22 protein-coding genes are annotated in these 23,696 nt (G+C 45.3%); 10 read left to right on the top strand and 12 right to left on the bottom strand.

Annotated elements, in window-relative coordinates:
- The 6 genes from CVP04_RS03505 to CVP04_RS03480 all read left to right on the top strand — a co-directional run.
- A partial coding sequence (locus CVP04_RS03505; RefSeq protein WP_133118471.1) for a TRAP transporter large permease subunit occupies positions 1-906 on the top strand: 906 nt, incomplete at its 5' end.
- A 113-nt stretch (positions 907-1,019) separates the two neighbouring features.
- Complete coding sequence (locus tag CVP04_RS03500; RefSeq protein ID WP_100296125.1) at positions 1,020-2,165, top strand: N-acetylneuraminate epimerase; 1,146 nt, start codon at positions 1,020-1,022, stop codon at positions 2,163-2,165.
- Between the two features lie 164 nt (positions 2,166-2,329).
- On the top strand, positions 2,330-2,929 hold the full coding sequence (locus CVP04_RS03495; RefSeq protein WP_100296141.1) for a GDSL-type esterase/lipase family protein: 600 nt from the start codon (positions 2,330-2,332) through the stop codon (positions 2,927-2,929).
- Positions 2,930-3,082: 153 nt separating this feature from the next.
- On the top strand, positions 3,083-3,361 hold the full coding sequence (gene ftsB, locus CVP04_RS03490; protein ID WP_100296124.1) for a cell division protein FtsB: 279 nt from the start codon (positions 3,083-3,085) through the stop codon (positions 3,359-3,361).
- Complete coding sequence (gene ispD, locus CVP04_RS03485) at positions 3,361-4,071, top strand: 2-C-methyl-D-erythritol 4-phosphate cytidylyltransferase (RefSeq protein ID WP_100296123.1); 711 nt, start codon at positions 3,361-3,363, stop codon at positions 4,069-4,071. The genes ftsB and ispD overlap by 1 nt, the downstream gene beginning before the upstream one ends.
- A 13-nt stretch (positions 4,072-4,084) precedes the next feature.
- A complete protein-coding gene (locus CVP04_RS03480; RefSeq protein ID WP_100296122.1) occupies positions 4,085-5,896 on the top strand; it encodes a monovalent cation:proton antiporter-2 (CPA2) family protein in 1,812 nt (603 codons plus the stop codon).
- A gap of 48 nt (positions 5,897-5,944) precedes the next feature.
- Here the strand turns inward: CVP04_RS03480 and hslU are convergent, their stop codons facing one another.
- The 7 genes from hslU to CVP04_RS03445 form a co-directional block, all read right to left on the bottom strand.
- Positions 5,945-7,276 (bottom strand): HslU--HslV peptidase ATPase subunit, encoded by a 1,332-nt coding sequence (gene hslU / locus CVP04_RS03475; protein WP_100296121.1) that lies wholly within the window; start codon positions 7,274-7,276, stop codon positions 5,945-5,947.
- A 26-nt stretch (positions 7,277-7,302) separates the two neighbouring features.
- Positions 7,303-7,827, bottom strand: coding sequence for an ATP-dependent protease subunit HslV (hslV, locus tag CVP04_RS03470; RefSeq protein WP_100296120.1), 525 nt, complete (start codon positions 7,825-7,827; stop codon positions 7,303-7,305).
- Positions 7,828-7,927: 100 nt separating this feature from the next.
- Positions 7,928-8,794, bottom strand: coding sequence for a 4-hydroxybenzoate octaprenyltransferase (ubiA, locus tag CVP04_RS03465; RefSeq protein WP_100296119.1), 867 nt, complete (start codon positions 8,792-8,794; stop codon positions 7,928-7,930).
- A gap of 49 nt (positions 8,795-8,843) precedes the next feature.
- The gene (locus CVP04_RS03460) at positions 8,844-10,250 is read right to left on the bottom strand and encodes an ABC transporter ATP-binding protein (RefSeq protein ID WP_100296118.1); all 1,407 of its coding nucleotides are present in this window, start codon (positions 10,248-10,250) and stop codon (positions 8,844-8,846) included.
- Positions 10,250-11,038 (bottom strand): ABC transporter permease, encoded by a 789-nt coding sequence (locus CVP04_RS03455; RefSeq protein WP_243385076.1) that lies wholly within the window; start codon positions 11,036-11,038, stop codon positions 10,250-10,252. Before CVP04_RS03455 ends, CVP04_RS03460 begins: the two co-directional genes overlap by 1 nt.
- Positions 11,038-11,985, bottom strand: coding sequence for an ABC transporter permease (locus CVP04_RS03450; RefSeq protein ID WP_100296117.1), 948 nt, complete (start codon positions 11,983-11,985; stop codon positions 11,038-11,040). Before CVP04_RS03450 ends, CVP04_RS03455 begins: the two co-directional genes overlap by 1 nt.
- Positions 11,986-12,001: 16 nt before the next feature.
- Complete coding sequence (locus tag CVP04_RS03445) at positions 12,002-13,561, bottom strand: ABC transporter substrate-binding protein (protein WP_100296116.1); 1,560 nt, start codon at positions 13,559-13,561, stop codon at positions 12,002-12,004.
- Positions 13,562-13,745: 184 nt separating this feature from the next.
- Here CVP04_RS03445 and glpE point away from each other — a divergent pair, with 184 nt between their 5' ends.
- A complete protein-coding gene (glpE, locus tag CVP04_RS03440) occupies positions 13,746-14,078 on the top strand; it encodes a thiosulfate sulfurtransferase GlpE (RefSeq protein ID WP_100296115.1) in 333 nt (110 codons plus the stop codon).
- 45 nt (positions 14,079-14,123) lie between these two features.
- Here glpE and CVP04_RS03435 read toward each other — a convergent pair whose 3' ends face one another.
- A complete protein-coding gene (locus CVP04_RS03435) occupies positions 14,124-14,438 on the bottom strand; it encodes a DUF5389 domain-containing protein (RefSeq protein WP_100296114.1) in 315 nt (104 codons plus the stop codon).
- Positions 14,439-14,490: 52 nt separating this feature from the next.
- Between CVP04_RS03435 and CVP04_RS03430 the strand changes: the two genes are divergently transcribed.
- Positions 14,491-15,357 (top strand): rhomboid family intramembrane serine protease, encoded by an 867-nt coding sequence (locus tag CVP04_RS03430; RefSeq protein ID WP_100296113.1) that lies wholly within the window; start codon positions 14,491-14,493, stop codon positions 15,355-15,357.
- Between the two features lie 116 nt (positions 15,358-15,473).
- The gene (locus tag CVP04_RS03425; RefSeq protein WP_100296112.1) at positions 15,474-16,232 is read left to right on the top strand and encodes a DeoR/GlpR family transcriptional regulator; all 759 of its coding nucleotides are present in this window, start codon (positions 15,474-15,476) and stop codon (positions 16,230-16,232) included.
- Between the two features lie 57 nt (positions 16,233-16,289).
- On the opposite strand, the gene glpC is transcribed toward CVP04_RS03425, so the two are convergent.
- Genes glpC through glpA form a run of 3 tightly spaced genes read right to left on the bottom strand, consistent with a single transcriptional unit; the run spans position 16,290 to position 20,545 of the window.
- Positions 16,290-17,561, bottom strand: coding sequence for an anaerobic glycerol-3-phosphate dehydrogenase subunit GlpC (gene glpC, locus CVP04_RS03420; RefSeq protein ID WP_100296111.1), 1,272 nt, complete (start codon positions 17,559-17,561; stop codon positions 16,290-16,292).
- A 10-nt stretch (positions 17,562-17,571) separates the two neighbouring features.
- Positions 17,572-18,864 carry a glycerol-3-phosphate dehydrogenase subunit GlpB gene (gene glpB / locus CVP04_RS03415; RefSeq protein WP_100296110.1) on the bottom strand — a complete coding sequence of 431 codons (1,293 nt, stop codon included), beginning with the start codon at positions 18,862-18,864 and terminating at the stop codon, positions 17,572-17,574.
- Positions 18,854-20,545 (bottom strand): anaerobic glycerol-3-phosphate dehydrogenase subunit A, encoded by a 1,692-nt coding sequence (gene glpA / locus CVP04_RS03410; protein ID WP_100296109.1) that lies wholly within the window; start codon positions 20,543-20,545, stop codon positions 18,854-18,856. The genes glpB and glpA overlap by 11 nt, the downstream gene beginning before the upstream one ends.
- A gap of 293 nt (positions 20,546-20,838) precedes the next feature.
- Between glpA and glpT the strand changes: the two genes are divergently transcribed.
- A complete protein-coding gene (gene glpT / locus CVP04_RS03405; RefSeq protein ID WP_100296108.1) occupies positions 20,839-22,284 on the top strand; it encodes a glycerol-3-phosphate transporter in 1,446 nt (481 codons plus the stop codon).
- Between the two features lie 139 nt (positions 22,285-22,423).
- On the opposite strand, the gene uhpC is transcribed toward glpT, so the two are convergent.
- The gene (uhpC, locus tag CVP04_RS03400) at positions 22,424-23,695 is read right to left on the bottom strand and encodes an MFS transporter (RefSeq protein ID WP_100296107.1); all 1,272 of its coding nucleotides are present in this window, start codon (positions 23,693-23,695) and stop codon (positions 22,424-22,426) included.
- Position 23,696 lies beyond the last annotated feature (1 nt).

The raw sequence follows: 23,696 nt of genomic DNA, 5'->3' as shown, positions 1-23,696 counted from the left end.
ATGCGCGACGCCGGTTATGACGATGATATTTGTGGCGGTATTACGGCGGCATCTTGTATTATCGGACCGTTAGTTCCACCAAGCATTGCGATGATCATCTACGGTGTTATCGCTAACGAATCCATTGCCAAATTATTCGTGGCAGGTTTCGTACCGGGTGTGTTAGTCACCATCGCGTTAATGATTATGAACTACTTCGTATCGAAAAAACGCGGCTATCCGAGAACTCCGAAAGCCTCTTTGCAAGAACGTTGCGACGCTTTCAAAAAAGCCATTTGGGCGGTTTTCACCCCGATTTTAATTATCGGTGGGATCTTCTCAGGTTTATTCACCCCGACCGAAGCAGCGGTAATTGCAGCGGCATATTCCATCATTATCGGAATGTTCGTCTATAAAGAACTCACCGTCAAAATGTTATTCCAAAGCTGTGTGGAAGCAATGGCAATTACCGGCGTAACTGCGTTAATGGTAATGACCGTAACCTTCTTCGGCGATATGATTGCGCGCGAACAAGTAGCAATGCGCATTGCGGAACTCTTTATGGCGGTTGCAGACACTCAAATTATGGTGTTGGTGATGATCAACTTACTCCTCCTATTCTTGGGTATGTTTATCGACGCCTTGGCATTGCAATTCTTAGTGTTACCGATGTTAATTCCGATTGCCGTTCACTTCGGTATCGACTTAGTATTCTTCGGCGTAATGACCACCTTAAATATGATGATTGGTATCTTAACTCCACCTATGGGTATGGCATTATTCGTAGTGGCTCGTGTGGGTAATATGTCGGTAAGTACCGTAACTAAAGGCGTACTACCGTTCTTGGTACCGATTTTCTTAACACTCGTATTAATTACTATCTTCCCGGAAATTATTACGTTTATTCCGAATCTTCTAATGCCATAGGCAAAGAAGAAAAAAATTCCGGAACCGGAAAGTGCGATACATACCGGTTCCTATAAACAACCGTGAATAAAAACGGAAAACAACACTTAAACCTAACTACAATAGAGGTGAATATGAAAAAAACAGCTTTACACAGTGCATTATTCGCAGCAATCGCAATGACCGCATTCGCAGCACAAGCAAGCCAATATCCTGATTTACCGGTAGGCATTACCAGCGGTGCCGGTGCATTAATCGGTGATACCGTTTATGTTGGTTTGGGTACCGGCGGTGACAAATTCTATTCTCTAAACTTAAAAGATAAAGACGCGCAATGGCAAGAAATCGCCGCATTCCCGGGCGGTCCGCGTAACCAACCGGTTGCAGCAGCCGTTGACGGTAAACTTTATGTATTCGGCGGTTTCACCAATACCGACGTTGCAGATAACCAATTAATCAACGACGCATACAGCTATAACCCTGCGGATAACACTTGGACTAAACTTGAAACTCGTTCTCCACGCGCGGCAACCGGTGCGACAGGTGTTGCAGACAAAAATAAAGTTTATTTTGTCGGCGGTGTAAACGAAGAAATCTGGAACGGCTTATTCCAAGACGTAAAAGCAGCCGGTGAAGACGAAGCGAAGAAAAAAGCAGTGTTTGACGCATATTTCAACTTACGTTATCAAGATTTCTTCTTCTCATCCGATATCGTCAGTTATGAACCGGCAACCAACACGTGGCGCAACGAAGGTCACTTCCCGTATTCCGGTCGTGCTGGTGCAGCGGTTGAATTAAAAGACAATAAAATTTTAGTCGTAAACGGCGAACTTAAAGCCGGCTTGCGTACCGCTTCAACCGAATTAGGTACTATCGGTAAAAACGGTATCACTTGGAAAAAACTCGGCGATTTACCGGCACCTAAAGGCGCGGCACAACAAGACGGTATTGCGGGCGGTATGGGCGGTTACACCTTCGGTAACTACATCGTTACCGGCGGTACAAACTTCCCGGGTGCACGCGCGAACTATGAAAAAGGTATCACCGATGCACACCGTACCGGCGGCTTGAAAAAAACTTGGCATAGCGAAGTTTACGCTTTAGACGCGAAAAAAGGTACTTGGAAAATCATCGGTAACTTACCGCAAAACTTAGGTCACGGTGTTGCCGTTACTTATAACAACAAAGTATTGCTTATCGGCGGTCAAACCGAAGGTAACAAACCTGTTGCATCCGTCACTACAATGAGCTACGACGGTAAACGTTTAGTGATTGAATAATCAATCCGCATAAAAAGTCTCGTCTCGTGCGGGACTTTTTTATTAAAATGCGAAAAAAAATCACCGCACTTTTTTGCTTATAACACATTTAATTTAGCGGAAGAAAAAATATGCCGATGACACAAGACATTCCACCACGGGTTTTACATATTCAAAAACTCAATATGCTTAGCGATCAAGATATGTTTAACCGTTACAAAGCCAAACAATTTGAATTCGAACAAGACGCCGACGTTTCGCTGCTCGGTCATTCCTTATTTGATATGTGGTCGGATCTTCCGAACTATCAACCGATTTTAGCCGGTCAACGGGTTGCCAATATGGGCTTATCCGGCGTCAGCACCTATCAATATTTGGATATTATCGTCAGACCGCAACGCATTCGCAAACTCGGCAAAACGGTTTTTGTTTTTCTGGGCGTCAACGATATTTTAAAAGAAATCGACTATTCGCCACGCCAAGTGACAGAATGGTTGGCGGAAATTTTTGCCTTACTACAACAACAATCGCCCGACTCCCGTTATTTTCTGCTGGAAACTGCGCCGGTCGCCGCAACCGTTAATATCGATAACCGTGAAATTCGTGCCTTAAACGACTATGTAAAAAATCACTTACCGCCGAACGTCACCTTTATCGAAACCTACCAAGCTTTTAGCGACGCCGAGCAAAATCTGGCAGCTAACTTAACCACCGACGGAGTGCATTTCACTGCGGTAGGTTATGATATTTTAAGCAAATTATTGACCGCACATTTAACACCGTAATCCTTTCTCACGAAAAACCGGTACGCCGAAAAAGCGCCGTACCGGTTTCATAAAAAGTCAAAAAGTGCGGTATTTTTCTTGTCATTTTTCTTCTCATTTTCCGCCGTTTCGCGTTAAACTAAGGATCCTAATCCTATTATAGATAATGACTTTATGCGTTTACTGATTTTTATTTTGATTACTTTATTATTTCTCTTTCAATACGATTTTTGGTTCGGTAAAAACGGTTACACGGATTATAAAAATACCGCCAAAGAAATCGCCGTTCGCCAACAAGAAAACGAAAAATTATCCCAACGTAATCAGGTTATCGCCGCCGAAATCAAAGACTTAAAAGAAGGTGTTGATGCCATTGAAGAACGCGCAAGATTACAACACGAAATGATTAAATCCGACGAAACCTTTTACCGCATCGTGAAAGAGCATAAATAATGACGAATTCCGACTATCAACTCATCGCCGTCGTACCTGCCGCCGGCATCGGTAGCCGTATGCAAGCGGATAAACCGAAACAATATCTTGAAATTCAAGGGAAAACCATTTTAGCCCATACGCTCGGCGTGCTGTTCGCTTATCCGGCGATCAGCGAGATTATCGTTGCCGTCGCACCGAATGATCCCTATTTGCCGCAACTAAAGTTCGATAATGCGGAAAAAATTCGTTTCGTACACGGCGGCGCAACCCGCGCGGAATCGGTGCTAAACGGCTTGCATCATATTAACGCCAAACAACGCTGTCGCGTGCTGGTGCACGATGCCGCGCGCCCTTGCTTGACTCATCAAGATTTGGATCGCTTGTTACAAATCGACGACGATAACGGCGCAATTTTAGCCATTCCCGCAACGGATACAATAAAACGCGCGGACGCGGCGCAACAAATTCATCACACGGAAGATCGCGCAGGCTTATGGCTGGCGCAAACGCCGCAATATTTCCGTGCCGATTTATTACAAAACGCCTTAGAACAAGCGCTTGCCCAAGGTTTAGCCGTCACCGACGAAGCCTCGGCAATGGAATTTGCCGGATTTCGACCGCACTTAGTGCCCGGTCGCAGCGATAATTTGAAAATTACTCGTCCGGAAGATTTAGCGCTGGCGGAATTTTATTTAAACCGAAAAAACACTACAACCTCACAAATCTAAAGGACATTACAATATGGCAGCAGAAGGTGCAAACCAACTTGTCAGCGTCGTTACGCTATTAGCCGCGGCAGTCGTCGCCGTACCGTTATTCAAAAGGCTCGGCTTAGGCTCCGTACTCGGTTATCTCGCCGCCGGTTTGGTCATCGGCCCGTTCGGATTCGGCTGGTTCACCGATTCGCAAGGCATTATTCATATCGCCGAACTCGGCGTGGTAATGTTCTTATTTATCATCGGGTTAGAAATGAAACCTTCGCATATTTGGGGCTTGCGTAATCACATTTTCTGCTTGGGTGCATTTCAAATCGGCTTGTGTACTGCCGCGTTAACGGCTGTGGGTTTAGCCTACGGTTTCGATTGGAAAGTTGCCTTTGTCGGCGCGGCGGGATTCGTATTAACCTCCACCGCTATCGTAATGCAAGAACTCAGCGAACGCGGCGATATTGCCGCACCGCGCGGACAACGCATCGTGTCAATTCTGTTGTTCGAAGATTTGCTTATCGTGCCGTTATTGGCATTCGTCACTTTCTTGGCACCGACCAATCCCGATCTTGCCGCAGCCGAACCTTTATGGCAAAAAATCGCCATTGCCGGCGTCTCCGTCGCCGTACTCGTCGGTGCGGGATTATGGCTACTAAATCCGCTATTTAAAATGTTAGCCAAAACCCATATTCGCGAAGTAATGACCGCCGCCGCATTATTGGTGGTGTTGGGTTCCGCCTTGCTAATGGAAGAAGGCGGTTTGTCAATGGCAATGGGCGCTTTTGTTGCCGGCGTATTGCTGTCCGAATCCAGCTTCCGCCATCAACTCGAAGCGGACATCGAACCCTTCCGCGGCTTATTGCTCGGTTTATTCTTCCTCGGCGTGGGAATGTCTTTGGATCTTTCCGTGGTCGCGCAAAACTGGCTGTTGATTTTATCCGGCGTGATCGCCTTTATGCTGGTGAAAGGTTTGTGCATTTATTTTGTCGCCCGCGTTACGCGCAATAATAATGCCGATTCCATTGATCGTGCGATTATTATGGCGCAAGGCGGTGAATTTGCTTTCGTGCTTTTTTCCGCCGCAACGGTGCAAGGCGTGATCAGCGCAGAAGTGCAAGCCAATATGACGGCGATCGTCGTGCTTTCAATGGTGTTGACGCCGTTATTTATTATTCTGCATAAGAAATATATTATTCCGCGCCTATCGCACAAAAATGACGAACGCGTCGCCGATCATATCGATGAACAACATCCGATCGTTCTCATCGGTTTAGGTCGTTCGGGACAAATTATTAACCGCCTATTAGTGATGACGGGACACCACCCGACCGTGATCGATAAAGATGCAGCGCTTATCGCCGGAATGAAAAAAATCGGTATTAAAAGCTATTACGACGACGCCACCCGACCGGAATTATTGCACGCCGCCGGTGTGGATAGCGCGGAATTATTGATCATCGCCATCGACGATAAAAAGCAAGCCACGCACATTGTGGAAATGGCACGAAAGCTGAATCCGCAAATCAAAATTATCGCGCGCGCCTACGATCGCGTCCACGTTTACGATCTATATCGTGCCGGTGCGGATATTCAAGTGCGCGAAACCTTCGACTCCTCCGTGCGAATGGCGAAAAAAGCCCTACGTCTGTTAGGAATGCATCCGGAAACGGCGGAAGAAGTGACCCGAACCTATTTCTACAAAGATCGTCATAGTTTGAAATTAATGGCGGAAGTCTATGATCCGAATATCGACCGCTTTGAAAACAAACAGTTGATTCAAATCGCCTTGGACGTCAACCAAGAAATTATGGCGGAAGTGCAACAAATTCTAAATAAAGAGCGTTAAAAGCAAAAAAGTGCGGTAAAAATCACCGCACTTTTCCGTTTTTCCCGATTATAAAATAAACCGACTTAAATCTTCGTTTTCAACAACATCGCCCAAGGCGTCGGCAACGTAAGCGCCGTCAATAACGACTTTTTGTCCGTTCATATCGCTGGCGTTAAAGGAGATTTTATCCATTAAACGTTCCATTACCGTATGCAAACGGCGGGCGCCGATATTTTCGGTTTTTTCGTTTACACGGAAGGCGGCTTCGGCGATTTTCTTCACGGAATCCGCAGCAAATTCGATTTCTACGCCTTCCGTCGCCATTAAGGCTTTATATTGCTCGGTGAGCGAGGCGTTCGGTTCGGTCAGAATACGTTCGAAATCATTTGCTGTTAATGCGGATAATTCCACGCGGATCGGTAAACGACCTTGCAATTCAGGGATCAAATCGGACGGACGCGCCACTTGGAATGCGCCGGACGCGATAAACAGAATATGATCGGTTTTAACCATTCCGTGCTTGGTATTGACGGTGGAACCTTCCACTAACGGTAACAAATCCCGTTGAACGCCTTCGCGCGAAACGTCGGCGCCGCTATATTCGCCTTTCTTACAAATTTTATCAATTTCATCGATAAACACGATGCCGTTTTGTTCCACGGCCTCAATGGCTTTTTGCTTTAATTCTTCCGGATTAATCAATTTCGCCGCTTCGTCATCCACCAACACTTTCAACGCATCTTTGATTTTCATTTTGCGCTTTTTGGTTTGTCCACCGGATAAATTTTGGAACATCGATTGTAATTGATTGGTCATTTCTTCCATTCCCGGCGGCGCCATAATTTCTACGCCTACCGACGGCGCAAGCACATCGATTTCGATTTCGCGATCGTCCAGTTGCCCTTCGCGTAATTTTTTACGAAAAATTTGACGGGTATTACTGTTGGAGTCGTGTTCTTCCACTTGTCCCCATTGATTTTTCGCCGGCGGCAATAAGGCGTCTAAAATGCGATCTTCCGCCGCTTCTTCGGCACGAAAACGATTTTTCTCGATTTCCGTTTGACGCACTAATTTCATTGCACTGTCGGTCAAATCGCGAATAATGGAATCCACTTCTTTACCCACATAGCCGACTTCGGTAAATTTGGTCGCTTCCACTTTGATAAAAGGCGCATTGGCAAGTTTTGCCAAGCGGCGCGCAATTTCAGTTTTACCCACACCGGTCGGGCCGATCATTAAAATATTTTTTGGTGTTACTTCGTGGCGTAATGGTTCTTGCAGCTGCATTCTGCGCCAACGATTTCTCAAGGCAATCGCCACCGCCCGTTTGGCGTCCGCTTGCCCGATAATATGTTGATCCAATTCGGAAACTATCTCGCGAGGTGTCATTTCAGACATAATTTATTCCTTACAATAATGCTAAATTAAGGTAATTCTTCGATAGTGAAATTCGTGTTGGTGAACACGCAAATATCACCGGCGATTTTGAGGGATTTTTCAACGATTTCGCGCGCCGAAAGCTCGGTATTTTCCACCAATGCGCGCGCGGCGGATAAGGCGTAATTGCCGCCGGAGCCAATCGCTAAAATTTGATCTTCCTCCGGTTGCACCACATCGCCGATACCGGTGATAATCAAGCTTTCTTTTTCGTCCGCGACGATTAACATCGCTTCCAATTTGCGTAATGCGCGATCGGTTCGCCAATCTTTGGCTAATTCCACCGCACTTTTTAATAAATGTCCTTGGTGCATTTCCAATTTACGTTCGAACAATTCGAATAGCGTAAAGGCATCCGCCGTGCCGCCGGCAAAGCCTGCCAACACTTTTCCGTTGTATAAACGGCGCACTTTGCGCGCGTTACCTTTCATTACGGTATTTCCGAGAGAAACTTGTCCGTCGCCGCCGACAACCACTTTGCCGTTGCGACGAACGCTGACTATCGTCGTCATATTTTTTCCTTATTCTAACTCAAGACTTATGACGATATATTGGGATAGGCGCCTTGATTTCAAGGCAAGTGCGGTGAATATTTTGCGCGAAATGCGCGTTTTAGCGCAGGAAAATTCCGGCTAAAAACGCGATAAAGACACTTAATCCGAAGTAATTATTGTTTAAAAACGCCTTAAAACAATCTTCGCGCGTGCGATGTTTGGTAAGTTTGCATTGATAGATAAAAAACAAGGCGGCAAAAAATAGCAGAATAAAATATGCCTGTCCGAGTGCGGCGAGATGCCCCACGGCGATTAAAAATAACAAGGCGATAAATTGTAATAGCGCAATGATTTTATTGTCGTATTGTGCAAATAAAATCGCGGTGGATTTTACTCCGATGCGTAAATCGTCGTCGCGATCCACCATTGCATATTGCGTATCATACGCCACCGTCCAAGCTAAGTTCGCGATAAAAAGCAACCAACATTCCAAGGGTAATTGTGCAATTAACGCACCGTATGCCATCGGAATCGACCAACCGAACGCCGCGCCGAGAAAAAACTGCGGCAAATGGGTATAACGTTTCATAAACGGGTAAACAAACGCCAAGCCCACCGCGACGAAGGATAGAATCACGGCGTAATAATTCAGAAATAGCACTAAAATAAAGGAGCAGAAAATCAAGCCGGCAAATAAGATTTTCGCTTCTTTTTCCGTCGCTCGACCGGTCGCCAGCGGACGCTGAGAAGTGCGCTTAACTTGCCCGTCGATATGGCGATCGGCGTAATCGTTAATCACGCAACCTGCCGCCCGCATAAAAATTACGCCTAAGACGAACACCGCCAGCACCTTCAAATCCGGCACGCCTTTCGCGGCTAAAAATAACGCCCAAAGGGTCGGCCACAGCAATAACAGTGTGCCGATAGGCTTATCTAAGCGCATCAGTTGGGCATAAGCGATCAGTTTTTCTTTTGATAACGGCATAGTCTTATCGATGAAACATAAAAGATATGCCATTTTACTGCAATTTCGCTTAAATTGCCTCAGAAAATTGCGCTAGATCAATAATCTGATGACAATAATGCCGGATTAAATCAAGATCGTGACTGACAATCACCAACGCACAGCGATATTGACGACATTGTTCGGTCAATAAATCCAAGGTTTCTTTCTGCGTGATCGGATCCAACCTTGAAGTCACTTCATCGGCGAATAGCAATACCGGTTCGAATAATAACGCGCGCAAAATCGCCACCCGCTGCAATTCGCCGCCGGACACATTTTCCGCACTACGTTGTAATAACTCGGGTGATAATTTCAGCTGTTCGAGTAAATACGGTAATTTGCTGCGATCCAAATTGTGCCGTTCAATCACATCATTCAATAAAGTTTGTAACGGAATGTGCGGCGCAAACGCGGAAGGCGGATCTTGATACAGTTTCAGCACTTGATGACGTTTTGTTTTAATTTGCCATGAAATTTGACCGCACTTGGGCTTCAATAAGCCGCATAAAGCATCGCCCAAGGAGCTTTTACCAATACCGCTGTCGCCGACAAGCCCCAACACCTCGCCTTGATGTAAAGAAAAATTGACGTCAGAAAATAAAGTGCGTTTTCCTCGCGCTAAACTTAATTGTTCCGCCTTACACAACAACGGCGTCATTAATTTTGCTTTAGGTTGCGGCAGCCAATTCGCCGGTGCGGCGGCGATTAGTTGACGAGCATAATCGGAACTCGGTGCAGTTAACAAATTCTGCGCGCAACCTTGTTCAAGTAAACGCCCTTTTTTCATCACCATAATTTCGCCGCCAAGCTGCTTCGCCACGTCGATATCGTGCGTAATGGTTAACAGCGCGCCGCCTTGCTGTGAAATTTGTTGTAATTGCCGAATGACGATTTGCTTATTTTTTTCATCCAATCCTTTGGTCGGTTCGTCGGCGATAACCGTTAACGCACCGCCGGAAAACGCCACGGCAAACGCTACGCGCTGTGCCATTCCACCCGATAGTTGATGCGGATAATAAGCGCCGAAAGATTGCAAGCCAAGTGCGGTCAATTTTTCTTGTGTTTTTTGCCGCGCCGCCGATTTTGTCTCGCCGCCGACAAAATACAGAGTTTCGCAAATTTGATTAAAGATATTCATTGTCGGGTCGAGCGATTGACTCGGTTCTTGCGGCAACATCGTCAAGTGCTTTCCCCAAAGCGCACGGCGCTGATTTTCATCACGTTCTTCGCCTTCCCATAAAACGCGGCCTTGCGCACATAATTCCACCGGCAGCGCGCCCATTATGGCTTGCGCTAGCAAACTTTTGCCCGATCCGGTTTCGCCTAAAATGGTTAAATTTTGCCCGCGACATAATTGCAAACTCACCGGCTCGACCAAGACTTCGCCTTGTCGGGTTTTCACGCAAAGCGCTTCCGTTTCAATAAATACGCACATTATTTCATTCTCCCCGACATCAACTGAAAACTGAATACCAATAAACACACTACGATAATCGGCAACATAAAAATATAAGGCGCTTCGTAATAATAAGGGAAAAGTTCGGTCATCATTAAGCCTAATTCCGGTGTCGGCGGACGCAAACCGACATTAATAAATCCCAAAGTCGCCAATGCTAACACGGCATTCGCCGCCGCAAAGGCGCTTAAGGTTAAAATAACCGGTGCAAGTCTTGGGAAAAAATGACGCTTAAAACAATAGAAAAACGACATTCCCATTAAACGAGACGATTGAATTTCATTACTGCCGGCAAGCGTTTGCGTCATTGCGCGCACCACGCGGAAAAATTCCACCCACATCACTAAGGAAATACCCAAATATAACGTCCAAAACGCACCAGGCGATAATGCCGCAAACAGCAGTACAAACAACAAGCCGGGCAACGCCATAATAATGTGGCAAACAAAACTGAAAATTCGGTCGATCCAACCGCCGAATGCGCCCGCCAATACACCGAACAGCAATCCGAACAACAAAGCGCAGCCCACCGACAGCACGATCAGCGAAAAAGAAAGACGCACAGCGGATGCCAAACGCGCTAGCATATCGCGCCCCAGATGATCCGTTCCTAGCCAATAAAGTGCGGAAGGTTTTTGTAAGATTTTGTTGAGGTTTTGAAACGCTTCGTCCATCGGATAATAGTAAGGTTGAAGATAGGCAGCGAGTAATAAAAAAATCAATAAAAAAGCACCGCACTTTTGCGCGCGTGAAAAACCATTCAACATTATTCGTTTCCTCTTGCGGTTTTTATACGCGGATCGATAACGCCGCTTAACAAATCGACAAGCGTATTTAATAAAACAAAAATTCCGCCCATTATTAACGCGGTGCCTTGAATCATCGGCACATCACGTGCAATAACCGCGTGGACTAAGGCGTGTCCGCTGCCCGGCCAAGCAAATAAGGTTTCGACAATTACTACACCTTCAATCAAATACACCAGTTGAACAGAATGATATGCCAGAATCGGGATCGCCGCGTTGCGTAATCCGTGGCGAACAAAGGTCATCGCGGCGCCAAGCCCTTTCAAGCGAGAAAAGCGATAATATTCCGCCTCGGCAACGCTCACCATCGCTTGCCGACTAACGCGAACGGATACCGCGCTCAAGCCTAAGGCTAAGGTCAATGCCGGCAAAATAAAATAAGACCAATTACCATATCCCGCCGCCGGCAACCATTTCAATTTCACCGCAAAGAGGCTAATCAACCCGATACCGATGACAAACGCCGGTAACGAGCGCAAAAAAGTGCTGCCGACCAAGGTGAAACGATCCAAAAGACCGTTCGGTTTACGCGCGGCAAGCAAGCCGAGCGGCGGGCCGATAAGCAGCGCAAAAACTAATGCGACGAATGCTAAGGCTAGTGTATGTCCGAATTGATGACTAATTTCGTGCCAAACGGTTTCTCCGCTGACAAGCGAATGCCCTAAATTGAATTGCAGCAAATCCGCTAACCAATTCGCATAACTTTGCCACCAAGATTGATCCAATGCTAGTTCGCTACGCACGAATTCTGCCGCTGCAGTATCGGTTTGATCATAACCATAACGGCTCGCGGCGATACGATATGCCATATCGCCGGGTAAATTGCGGGTTAAAATAAACGTTAGGGTACCGACCGACCAAATGACCAAAAAGATTTGCCCCAATCGTTTTAAAAGAATATGTAACACGCTCGATTCCTATGATTTATTCTTGCCAAGATAATTTACTCAAGCCGAAATTACGTTCAAAAGGATCGATTTCCAAGCCTTGCAACGTCTTATGCGCGACAGCATTTTGTTGATAATAAACCACCGGAATAATCGGTTTTTCCCGATAAATAATCTCGGCAATTTGCTGTTTGAGCGGATATTGTTGTTTCGGATCCGTCGTTTTCTCCAACTGGGCTAATGCTTGCGTCAAGTTTTCACTTTGCCAATTCATTACGCCCCAATCGCCGCCTTGCGGTGCGAAATCCTGTAATAACGCACCGATCGGATCAGGCACTAAGGCATAATTACGCGCATATAATCCCATTTCCAACGAGCCGTCTTGATGACCGGCGGGAATCTCGGAGAAGTTTCCGACGGAAACAGCAACATCCATTCCGATTTGGCGCCATTGATTTTGCAATGCGGTGGCAATAATCGGCAATTCGGGACGATCGGAGAAAGTTCGCAAAGTAAATTTCACCGGTTTTCCGTCTTTCAATAGCATTCCTTGTTCGTCCGTTTGAAAACCTAAGCGCAGCAATCTTGATTTAATGTCGGCATAATCCGGCGCACTTTGCGTAACATTCAAACGCCAATCGGAAAACGCTTGCGGAAATAATTGATCCGCCGCGCCGTTTTCAATGCGCAAAACGGATTCCGCGATACCGCGACGATCAATGGCGTCGCTTAATGCCTGACGAACTTCCATATCGGCAAATAACGGATGCGTGCCGTTTAGCTTAAATTGAATGGTGCGCGCAATGGAATTCGATTTTAGTTGTAAATTCGGATCCTGACGCAACCGGTTTAAACTCGCCGGTTCAAGATTAAACACCAAATAATTCGGCTCGCTTTGTGCCAATAATGTGCGCATTTCGCTACGACTGTTAGCTAAATAGGACACGTGTTTGATTTTGGCTTTTTCACCCCAATAATCGGCGAAAGCCTCTTGCTCGATTTTTTGCGGCGGCTCGATTTTAAGCGCGCGATAAGGTCCGCTACCGATCAATTTCACCACATTACCTTGTTCGTCAAAGGCGGAATTCGCCAAAATTAAAGCGGAATAATGGGCTAAATAAGCGGGAAAGGCAGCGAGAGGTTTTTCCAGTTCGAATTCAACTTGAAAATCTTCAAGTGCGGTGATTTTTTTAATCAATTTTGCATTTAACACGCTCGGTTTGCTCATTGCCGTCTGTAAACTGTGTAACACGTTATCCGCCGTAAATCGGCTACCGTCGTGAAAAATCACATCACGGCGCAAATTGAATACCCATTTGTCCGCATTTTCATTTGCCTGCCAACTTTCTGCCAAGGAAGGCAATAATTTCCCGTGGCTATCGGTTTCCACCAAGGTTTCCGCTAATTGCAAGCGTTGAAATAAATAGCCCGACTTGCCGGGATCAAGCGAGGTAATCTCCCAAGGCGTTACCACAATCAAAGGTTGTTGTTCGATATTCGCTTGGTTTTCTACCGCACTTTTCGCCCCGTTTTCCGAAAAGAAAAAATATCCGCCGACCGCCAACATTAATAAAAGCAGTAAAATAAGCTTCTTCATTTTGCCAAAATCTCCGTTTTTTTCGCGCTTAAATAAAAATTAGGTCGCTAAATTTAGCATAAATGAGAACTTATTGCATTTATTATTTTTCATTGAAAAACAAGATAACCAATTAATACCATCGCTTTATCTCATATACGAATAATGCTATATTACCATTAAATTCATTAACAAATTTTTAACAATGGAACAATTTACCGAAATCACCGCACAACGTGCGTGGCAAATGATGTGCGAAGAAAACGCCAAGCTGCTGGATGTACGCGATATGCAACGCTTTGTTTATAGTCATCCGAAAGGTGCCTTTCACCTGACCAATCAAAGCTACGGCGAGTTTCAAAAACAAGCGGATTACGAACAACCGATTATCGTCAGTTGTTATCACGGTATCAGTAGCCGTAACGTCGCGGCGTTTTTAGTCGAACAGGGTTATGATAATGTCTATAGCGTGATCGGCGGATTCGAGGCGTGGGTTAAATCAGCATTGCCGCTTGAAACGGCTTATTGCGTCGAGTAAAAAGCGCCTTCACGGCGCTTTTTTATCGGTGAATTTTAAGTTTGATCAATTAAATCCGACGACGGCGACATAACATAAAACCGCATAAAAAATCACCGCACTTATGCCCAAAAGGCGCTTTCCGCTTTGCGGAGCAGTTTGATGTACTTTATAAATGACTCGCGCCATTATTCCCAAAACAAAAGGATACACCCATAAAAAAATCGACATCGCCGTAACTTGAAAATCGGTTAAATTCGTATTTTTCAATAAGTTAGGCGAAATTAACAGCGCCAACGGCCACAGAAAGACCGGTAAGCAAAATCCCATTAGCGCCCAAAAGAAGCCGCTGAATTCCTTCGGCATACTTTGTCTTTTCATTTTTACCACCATTTAGTTAAAATACATAAAATTTATCATAGGAATATAACAAATGGCGTATTTATTTGGTAGCGAAATCCCATTATTAGCGCTACGTTTTCGCGATTATATTCGCGGAAAATACCGGATCGAGCTGGAAATCAAATCGATCCGAGATCAAGCCGGCAACACATTAACAACGGCATTTTTGCCGGAAAATTGCGCTTATCAAGCGGAAATTACGGCGGAAAAAGATCGCTTTTTGACGGAACCTTTCCATTCTCGTTATGAACAAGCCAGCTGGCAAAACGGCGATTTGACGCCGCGCAATCAAGCGCCCGATACGGTTTTTGCCGTCAAACAATGGCTAAGCGCTATAACGAATCAAGGAAAATTCACCTTATTTTTGACCGCACTTTGCGTAACGATTTATGCCTTTCAACTGGTCGGAGCAGAAGATTCGATAATACAAATAATGCATTTCCCCGTAGATAATGAGCAGGCTTGGCAGTTGTGGCGTTACTTTTCGCATACCTTAGTTCATCTTTCGCCTTGGCATTTGGCGTTTAACTTATTGTGGTGGTGGATTTTTGCCGACGCGATCGAGCGTTATTGCGGTGTGAAAAAACTGATTGCACTTTATTTTTGTTCGGCAATTATCAGCGGTGTCGCGCAAAATATTGCCTCCGGCCCGGCGTTTTTCGGCTTGTCCGGCGTGGTGTATGCCGTGCTCGGTTATGTATTTGTGTTGGATAAATTTGATCCGCAACATCGTTTTAATTTGCCGCAAGGCTTTTTTAATGTGCTTTTGGTCGGTATCGGACTAGGTTTTATCAGCCCGTTAATCGGTATTCAAACGGGCAATACTGCGCACATTACCGGCTTGATCGTCGGGTTATCGTTCGGTGTCATTGAAACGAAATTTCGCGCAAACGGATGATTTGAAACAAAAAATACGCTAAAGTAGCCATAGATTGCTCTAAATAAGAAAAAATTATATCTCTCGATTACATTATCCGCCCTAAACGGCGGGTTTTAAGCATAAGGTAGATTTCGATGAAACAATCTATTCGTCATAAAAAAATTATTGAGTTGGTTAAACAGCGCGGTTATTTAAGCACCGACGATTTAGTCAACTTATTGGGTGTCAGCCCGCAAACCATTCGCCGCGATTTAAACGAATTGGCGGAAAATAACCTTATCAGCCGTCATCACGGCGGTGCTGCCTCGCCTTCCACCTCGGAAAACAGCGATTATATCGAACGTAAACAATTCTTTTCTTTAGAAAAACGATTGATTGCGCAAGCAGTGGCAAAAACCATTCCGAACGGTTCCTCATTATTTATCGACATCGGAACCACGCCGGAAGCCGTGGCAAGCGCCTTGTTAGAACATCAAAATTTGCGCATTGTGACCAATAATTTAAATGCCGCTTATATTTTAATGCAAAATAAAACCTTCGATATTACCTTGGCGGGCGGTTCGCTGCGCCAAGACGGTGGCATTATCGGCGAAGCGACCGTCGCCTTTATCGGGCAATTCCGTTTGGATTACGGCATTTTGGGCATTAGCAGTATTGATACGGACGGTTCGTTATTAGATTATGACTATCACGAAGTGCAGGTAAAACGCGCGATTATCGAAAGCTCGCGCAATACGATTTTAGTCACCGACCATTCAAAATTCTCGCGCCGCGCAATGGTGCGTTTGGGTTCGCTCACCGAAGTGGAGTATCTCTTTACCGACAGCGCCCCGCCGCCGGCGATTACGGAATTAATGCAAGGCAGCAACCTGAAGATTCAGATTTGTCGATAAATGCGAAATAAAAAAGCGTGCAGTTTTCAAATGCACGCTTTTCGTTTATTTGATAGCTTATTTCAACGCCATTGCCAACAACGTGATCGGATGCAAACAGGTGGCATTTGTTGACATATCGATTTGCCATTTACAAGTTTCGCACTCGGAAATTACATAATCGAAACCGCCTTGTTCGATATTATCAAATAAGGTCTTACCGATCGCCTGCGCAACGTCGTAGTTTTCCGATTTAAATCCGTAGGTTCCCGCAATTCCGCAACATTGCGACGGCAACATCACGATTTCCAAATCCGGAATTTGTTTCAATACTTCTAACGTATAAGGCGCCCAGCCGGCTTTGTCCACGTGGCAGGCGGTATGATACGCGACGCGCAGCGGCATTGATTTAAAGTGCGGTGCTTTTCCGTCATTAAATAATTGATAAAGATAGCGGGTAACGATATTCACGTGCGGACGAATTTTCGCCGTATCCATTCCCAAAATATGCTGATATTCGTCACGCAGATTCATCGTACAACTGGATGACGTGCCGATGACATCCAAGGTTTTTTGTTCGATCACTTTTTCAATTTGCGCGATATTAAATTGCGCTTGTTTCTTCGCCCGTTCCGGAAATCCGTTCACCATTAACGGCAAACCGCAGCATTTTTCTTTATCCAATAACAGCACGCCGATATCCATCGCATTGAGCAAACGAATCAAATCTTTGCCGAGTTGCGGATTATTGTAATTCACATAGCAACCGTGATAATACACCACTTTCTCACGATAATAGATTTGGCGTTCGAGGGCGTTTTTGTCATACCATTGACGAAACGAACCGAAGGAATATTTCGGTAGGCTACGATGTTGACTGACGTTTAAAGTTTTTTCCAATAAAAAACGCGTGGCTTTTAAGCCGGTGACGGCATTGACGATCGGCGCGAAAGGCGTGTTCATTTTACCCATAATATCGGTGTTGCTTAACACTGCGTCGCGGAGTTTATGCATTAACGGTTTGCGCTGTTGCTCCACATATTTATTGCGTGCCCGAATAATAATGTCACCGATTTTCACATCGGACGGGCACGCGACTTCGCAACGTTTGCAATTCGTGCAGTATTTTAAAGCCTCATCGTATAAAGAAGCGCTTTTTAAGCGCAAACGTTCGCCGTCCGGCCCGGCTTGTTTCGGGCCCGGATAAAACGGATTTTGACGCGAAACCGGACAAACCGCCGTGCACGCGGTACATTTTATGCAACTTTCGAAACTGCTGTCGAACCCGCCGTGGGAAATCGGCAGTCCGGCATTTTGTTTTGCATTTTCAATGAGTTCTTGAATATTCATCCTTTCCCCCTTAGCCTTGCGCCGCCGCAATATTTTCGGCGACCACAAGCGCGGTAATCACGGAGACACCGGAGCTACAACCCAATTCAAGCCCGTTATAACCGCCGATAACATTACCGATCGCATATAAATTTTCAATAAATCGACCGCACTTTTGCACCTGACAAGCCGAATTAATCGCCACGCCCGCCGATTGATAAGGCTGCGGTGCGGCGAAACGATGTGCCGTCCAAGACAAACGTTCGTCTTGTTTAAATTGCGGCGCGCCGATAATATCCGCTTCGAACACCGGTTCGTAAATACGATCGAAATCCGACACCAATCCGTTACTGAAAAAACTGCCCGATGCCAAGACAAAATGATCGGCGAAAATAGCGTCTTTGCGGTGTAAGCGCGTGAAAATTCGGCTGACGCGATTTCCGTCGAATTCCGCACTTTGCGCTTTATCACCGTTAAGCATTAAACCGCCCGCTTGTTCGAAATGCGAACGCAAGGTTTTGTGCTGGCGAATACCCAGTAAAGACGGCGGTAACGTCGGCAATTCATATAAATTCAAGCCGCTCGCTTGCTTTAAGTTATTGAAAAACACAGCGTCGTCAATGCCGAAACAGGCAGGCAAAAAGACCGCTTGCGCACCTGCCGCCGCTTGTTTTATTTCGCGCACCAAATCGCCGAACGCTAATTTGTGTTCCAATAATTGCGAAATATTCACGCTACGAAATTCGCGTGCATTGGTGCGTAAATGATCCAACTCAGGGATATGCAAATACGCGGTGGTGACGCGACAATGCGCAAATTGCGGATTTTGTACCAAATTATCCGCCAATAATTGCGGTTGGAAATCGTGATAACCTTCAATCCCAAGCACGGCAATATGTTGATACGGAAACGCGCTTTCCGTCTCCGCCAACACTGGTAAACTTGCGGCGGATAACCACGCACCGCGCAAACCGCCTAGTGGTGTGACGCGCAGATGATTATGTTCGCTGTCGCCCGCCAAACCTAATTTAATTTGTTGTGCTAATTGTTCGAATCGGCGTGCTTTTTCCAGTACGCGCGCTTTTCCGATTAATGCGTAAGGATGTTGCGGCAGTTGTCGTTCCAACTGCTCGTAAGCCTGTTCAAAGCTTTCGGCTTTTTTTCCGTCGGGCAACTGTGTAAGTAAATCCATCGAACCGGAAGAAAAATCAATCGCCGCCTGACCGTTATTTACAATCACACAACGTTTACCTTGCTGTTGCAGCGCGATCCCACAAGTTAATCCTGCAAGTCCGCCGCCAATAATCGCTACATCAAACTTCATTGCTATCCGTCCCTTGTTGAGCTTGCTCTGCAAGCGGTTGAACATCATTTAATCCCAATAAACCGTAATAAATCCAGCTGCTAAATTCCGCCTCGCGAATGGCGTCGCCCCACGCAATCGGTTCGATACCGCGCCAACGTTCTTCCATAAAGGAAGCCAGTTGCAAAGTGGATTGTCGCGGTGTCGCCACCTTAAAGCGCGACATTAAGCCCGCCGCGCGGCAAGCGCAAAGTTCCGCTTGGCAAGTCCCCATTCCCACACGGGTACGACGGCGTAAATCCACTAAATTATTCACTTTTAGTTCATCGACGGCATAACGCACTTCGCCCGCCGTCACAGCTTCACATTCGCAAACTAAAGAACAATCCAACCGCTCTTTTTCTAATAATCGGGTTGCACGCTGTCCGTGGCGATAAACGGCAGAAATACGAATCGGTGTCGGCAATGAAATAGTTTGGCGATGAACTTCTTCAACGGAACTGCCGGAACCCGGCAACGGTTTTTCCGCCGTGACGCAGCGCGCGGATTTATTTAATTTCTTGCATACCAAATCCGTCGCCCATTCCGCCATTAAGCGATAAGTCATTAATTTACCGCCGGTAATGGTAATAAAACCGTCCAAGCCATCGCGTTCGGCGTGATCTAACAACACGATTCCGCGGCTCACATTACGACCGGAAGGATCGTCATCCGTCGCCACCAACGGGCGAACACCCGCATAGGCGCGCAATACCCGCGTATGACGCAAACTCGGCGCTAATTTTTCCCCTTCGCGGAATAAAATATCCACTTCTTCCGCCGTCACCGTCATATTATCGATTTGATCATAAGGAATGCGGCTGGAAGTCGTTCCGATTACGCAAATGGTGTCGCCGGGCACTAAAATATCCGCATCTGCCGGTTTGCGGCAGCGATTAATCACCAAATTATTAATTCGATGACCCATAATCAACAACGCTCCTTTTGCCGGGAACATTCTGATTTTTAAATCGACGTATTCCGCAATGCCTTGTCCCCAAATACCGCCCGCATTCACGACAATAGGCGCGAAAAATTGCCGTTCGATTTTATTTTTATGATCATAAACGCGCGTACCAATCACACGTCCGCCCTCGCGAATCAGCCCTTTTACTTCGCAATAAGTGAAAATTTTCGCTCCGTGTTCGCCGGCATCCAACATATTCGCCGCCGTTAAACGAAACGGATCGATCGAGCCGTCCGGCACTACGACCGCGCCGACCAAATCAGGATTAACCGAAGGCTCCATTCGTTTCGCCAATGCGGGATCAATGGCGACGGCTTCAATGCCGGAGGCGGTACAAGAATCGATAAACGTCTTTTGAAATGCCATATCGTCTTCCGGCAAGGTGATAAATAAGCCTTTGGTATCTTCGATACAATGCCGTGCGATTCGTTTCAAAATCAAATTTTCTTGAATACATTCGCGCGCCGATTCTTGATCGTTAACCGCATAACGCGCACCGCTATGTAATAATCCGTGATTACGCCCCGTAGCACCCGTGGCGATATCACGGCGCTCCAACAACACGCAATCCAAACCGCGCAACGCACAATCGCGCGCAATACCCGCACCGGTCGCACCGCCGCCGATAATAATGACATCCGTGTGAATAGGAGAGAAATCCGAAGTTTGTTGATAAATCTGAGGTGATATAGGCATAGCTTTTCCCCCACTTTAAATTGAAAAATAAAATCACGATAACTGCTAAACAATTATTATCATAGCTTAAATGTTCGTTTTAGAAAATAAAATGAGTGATTTCATATAAAATATTGTGATATAGATCACTTTATTTTTTCGATTTAATGCCTAACGAAAAATATATTGTGACTTACATCACAATATAACCGAAATAAACTGCAGAGTTTTTTCTTTTGCTATATTATCGCCGCCTAATGTTCGAAAAAGAACATTATTACTGTAAAAAAATAACAACATTTATTGGAGGATTTATGTTTGGTCCATTTAAACCGGCTCCTTATATTGCGGAGCTACCAAAAGACAAAATCGATCCGACTTACAAACGTTTACGTTGGCAAGTCTTTATGGGGATCTTTTTCGGCTATGCCGCTTATTATTTTGTGCGTGCCAATTTCGACTTAGCACAAAAAGGCTTAATTGAAGCAGGTTTATATAACAAAGCTGAATTAGGTATTATCGGTACCGGTGCCGGTCTTGCCTATGGTTTATCAAAATTTGTTATGGCAAGTATTTCCGACCGCTCTAACCCGAAAGTATTTTTACCTTTCGGTCTGTTATTATCCGGTCTGTGTATGACAATGATGGGCTTAATGCCTTGGGCGACTTCAGGCATTGCCGTAATGTTCGTGATGATCTTCTTAAACGGCTGGTTCCAAGGTATGGGTTGGCCTCCGTGCGGTAGAACAATGGTGCATTGGTGGTCAAAATCCGAACGCGGAACCATCGTTTCCATTTGGAACTGTGCTCATAATATCGGCGGAATGATGCCGGGCGTAATGGTTCTACTTGCCAGCGCGATTTATTTTAGTAATACCGGCGTTGAAGCTACGGCGAAAGACGTGTGGCAACAAGCGTTGTACTATCCGGGTATTGCCGCAATGCTTTGTGCAATTCCGGTTTATTTCGTAATGAAAGATACACCACAATCTTGCGGTTTACCGTCGATTGAAAAATGGCGTAACGATTATCCTGACGACTATAACGAAAAAACCTATGAACATAACTTAAGTACAAAAGAAATTTTTGTCACTTATGTGTTAAAAAACAAATTGTTATGGTACATCGCTATTGCCAACGTATTCGTCTATTTAATTCGTTACGGTGTTTTAAAATGGTCTCCGGTCTATTTGGGCGAAGTAAAACACTTCAATATTAAAGGAACCGCTTGGGCATACACCATTTATGAATTAGCCGCCGTGCCGGGCACATTATTGTGCGGTTGGGTGTCCGATAAATTATTCAAAGGTAAACGCGGATTAACCGGATTTATCTTTATGATCCTTACCACAGCAGCTGTGATTGCATTATGGCTAAATCCTGCAACACCGGAAGCAGAATTAGCGCAATATGCAGGCAAAGCGTGGTATGAAAATCCATATCAATTAATGGACTTCATTCTAATGACCACCGTCGGTTTCTTGATTTACGGCCCTGTAATGCTGATCGGCTTACACGCCCTTGAATTAGCACCGAAAAAAGCAGCAGGTACTTCCGCAGGTTTCACCGGTTTATTCGGTTATTTAGGCGGTACGGTTTCCGCATCCGCAGTTGTCGGCTGGGCAGCTGAATATTATGGCTGGGACGGCGGTTTCTATGTAATGATTGCCGGCGGCGTATTAGCGATTCTTCTAATGTTCATCACAATGCTGGAAGAAGGCAAACACAAAGCCAAACTAAATGATCATTATGGTAAATAACCCTTCCTTTACCGCTCGATAGACGCAAATAATTGATCCGCACCCAAAAGTCGAACGAACCTTTCGACCAACTCAAGTGCGGATCATTTATTTACTTTAAACAATTAAAACCAAGCTTCCGAAATGCTCGGAGTTTTTTTTAATTTTGTACTTTTAAAAATGGTAATAATAACAAGACAATACCGGACGCAGCACAGGCGATCACAACAAAAAAGCCATTCCAATGAAAAGACTGCATAATTAGTGCCAAAGGATAACCGGCAAGCGCCGCACCTAAATAGGCAAATAAGCCGACAAATCCCGTTGCCGAACCCGGCATTTTTTTATGTGCACACTCCGCCGCAGCCATTCCGATCAGCATTTGCGGACCAAATACAAAAAAACCGATGGAAAAAAAGACACTTGCCTGCAAAATAAAATTTTCTTTGGTCATCAGCCAAAGTGCCAATATAGAAAAGAAAATACCAATGGCAAACAACAATGCCATTGGACCACGATTGCTGGAAAATAAACGATCTGAGCCCCAACCAGCAACGAGAGATCCCATTAATCCACCAATTTCAAATAACGATAACACAGTGTTTGCCGACACCAAATCATAATGATATTTTTCTGTTAAATAAATATTGCCCCAATCGTTGATTGCTGTGCGCACGATGTAAACTAAGGCATAACTTAATGCCAATAGCCAAATATATTTATTAAAAAAAACATACTGATATAAAATAGCTTTCCAACTTAAATCCGCCCCCTCCTGTTCTTGAGCGAGTTCCAATTTATCATTGCGCCATTTCCCGATACTTGGCAAGCCCATTGATTCCGGCGTATCGCGCAAGCGCCAAAAAAGAAATAACCCGATAATAATCGTAATGATACCGGCAATAGAAAAACCGTGTCGCCAGCTATAATGCAACGTCAAATACCCGACAAGTAACGGAATCAGTGCACCACCAACATTATGCGCAGTATTCCAAATTGACCACCACGATCCTCTCTCCGTGCGGGAATACCACGTTGTTAACAATTTTGAACAAGCCGGCCAGCCCCAACCCTGAAACCACGCATTCAACACCCACAAGCTCGTGAACATAAAAACCGAATCGGACAACCCGAATAAAATATTGGTGATTCCGGTTAGAATCAATCCGATCGCCATAAACAATCGAGGATTGGAGCGATCAGAAAAAATGCCCGAAAAAAATTTCGAAATACCATAAGTGATATAAAACAAGGTTGCCATTATGCCAATGTCGTTTTTATCAATGCCTAAATCCGCAATCAGTGCCGGCACAGCAAAATTTAAACTTTTCCGCGTTAAATAAAATCCAGCATAACCAATATACATCGCCAACATTAAATGAAAACGCCAATAGCGATAAGTTTGATCAATATTTATCTCTGTTTTTTGCATA

Source organism: Caviibacterium pharyngocola (assembly GCF_002795405.1).
In the GTDB taxonomy this organism is placed as follows: Bacteria; Pseudomonadota; Gammaproteobacteria; order Enterobacterales; family Pasteurellaceae; genus Caviibacterium; species Caviibacterium pharyngocola.
Note: the sequence above shows the minus strand (reverse complement) of the source record. Positions and strands in the feature narration are given on the sequence as shown.

Excerpts from the sequence above, each read along its gene's own strand:
- ftsB (WP_100296124.1), top strand. The coding sequence starts at position 3,083 with ATGCGTTTACTGATTTTTATTTTGATTACTTTATTATTTCTCTTTCAA.
- CVP04_RS03445 (WP_100296116.1), bottom strand. The coding sequence starts at position 13,561 with ATGAAGAAGCTTATTTTACTGCTTTTATTAATGTTGGCGGTCGGCGGA.
- uhpC (WP_100296107.1), bottom strand. The coding sequence starts at position 23,695 with ATGCAAAAAACAGAGATAAATATTGATCAAACTTATCGCTATTGGCGT.
- glpA (WP_100296109.1), bottom strand. The coding sequence starts at position 20,545 with ATGCCTATATCACCTCAGATTTATCAACAAACTTCGGATTTCTCTCCT.
- ispD (WP_100296123.1), top strand. The coding sequence starts at position 3,361 with ATGACGAATTCCGACTATCAACTCATCGCCGTCGTACCTGCCGCCGGC.
- CVP04_RS03500 (WP_100296125.1), top strand. The coding sequence starts at position 1,020 with ATGAAAAAAACAGCTTTACACAGTGCATTATTCGCAGCAATCGCAATG.
- CVP04_RS03460 (WP_100296118.1), bottom strand. The coding sequence starts at position 10,250 with ATGTGCGTATTTATTGAAACGGAAGCGCTTTGCGTGAAAACCCGACAA.
- CVP04_RS03425 (WP_100296112.1), top strand. The coding sequence starts at position 15,474 with ATGAAACAATCTATTCGTCATAAAAAAATTATTGAGTTGGTTAAACAG.
- CVP04_RS03495 (WP_100296141.1), top strand. The coding sequence starts at position 2,330 with ATGCTTAGCGATCAAGATATGTTTAACCGTTACAAAGCCAAACAATTT.
- hslU (WP_100296121.1), bottom strand. The coding sequence starts at position 7,276 with ATGTCTGAAATGACACCTCGCGAGATAGTTTCCGAATTGGATCAACAT.
- CVP04_RS03455 (WP_243385076.1), bottom strand. The coding sequence starts at position 11,038 with ATGTTGAATGGTTTTTCACGCGCGCAAAAGTGCGGTGCTTTTTTATTG.
- glpE (WP_100296115.1), top strand. The coding sequence starts at position 13,746 with ATGGAACAATTTACCGAAATCACCGCACAACGTGCGTGGCAAATGATG.
- glpC (WP_100296111.1), bottom strand. The coding sequence starts at position 17,561 with ATGAATATTCAAGAACTCATTGAAAATGCAAAACAAAATGCCGGACTG.
- glpT (WP_100296108.1), top strand. The coding sequence starts at position 20,839 with ATGTTTGGTCCATTTAAACCGGCTCCTTATATTGCGGAGCTACCAAAA.
- ubiA (WP_100296119.1), bottom strand. The coding sequence starts at position 8,794 with ATGCCGTTATCAAAAGAAAAACTGATCGCTTATGCCCAACTGATGCGC.
- CVP04_RS03480 (WP_100296122.1), top strand. The coding sequence starts at position 4,085 with ATGGCAGCAGAAGGTGCAAACCAACTTGTCAGCGTCGTTACGCTATTA.
- hslV (WP_100296120.1), bottom strand. The coding sequence starts at position 7,827 with ATGACGACGATAGTCAGCGTTCGTCGCAACGGCAAAGTGGTTGTCGGC.
- glpB (WP_100296110.1), bottom strand. The coding sequence starts at position 18,864 with ATGAAGTTTGATGTAGCGATTATTGGCGGCGGACTTGCAGGATTAACT.
- CVP04_RS03435 (WP_100296114.1), bottom strand. The coding sequence starts at position 14,438 with ATGAAAAGACAAAGTATGCCGAAGGAATTCAGCGGCTTCTTTTGGGCG.
- CVP04_RS03430 (WP_100296113.1), top strand. The coding sequence starts at position 14,491 with ATGGCGTATTTATTTGGTAGCGAAATCCCATTATTAGCGCTACGTTTT.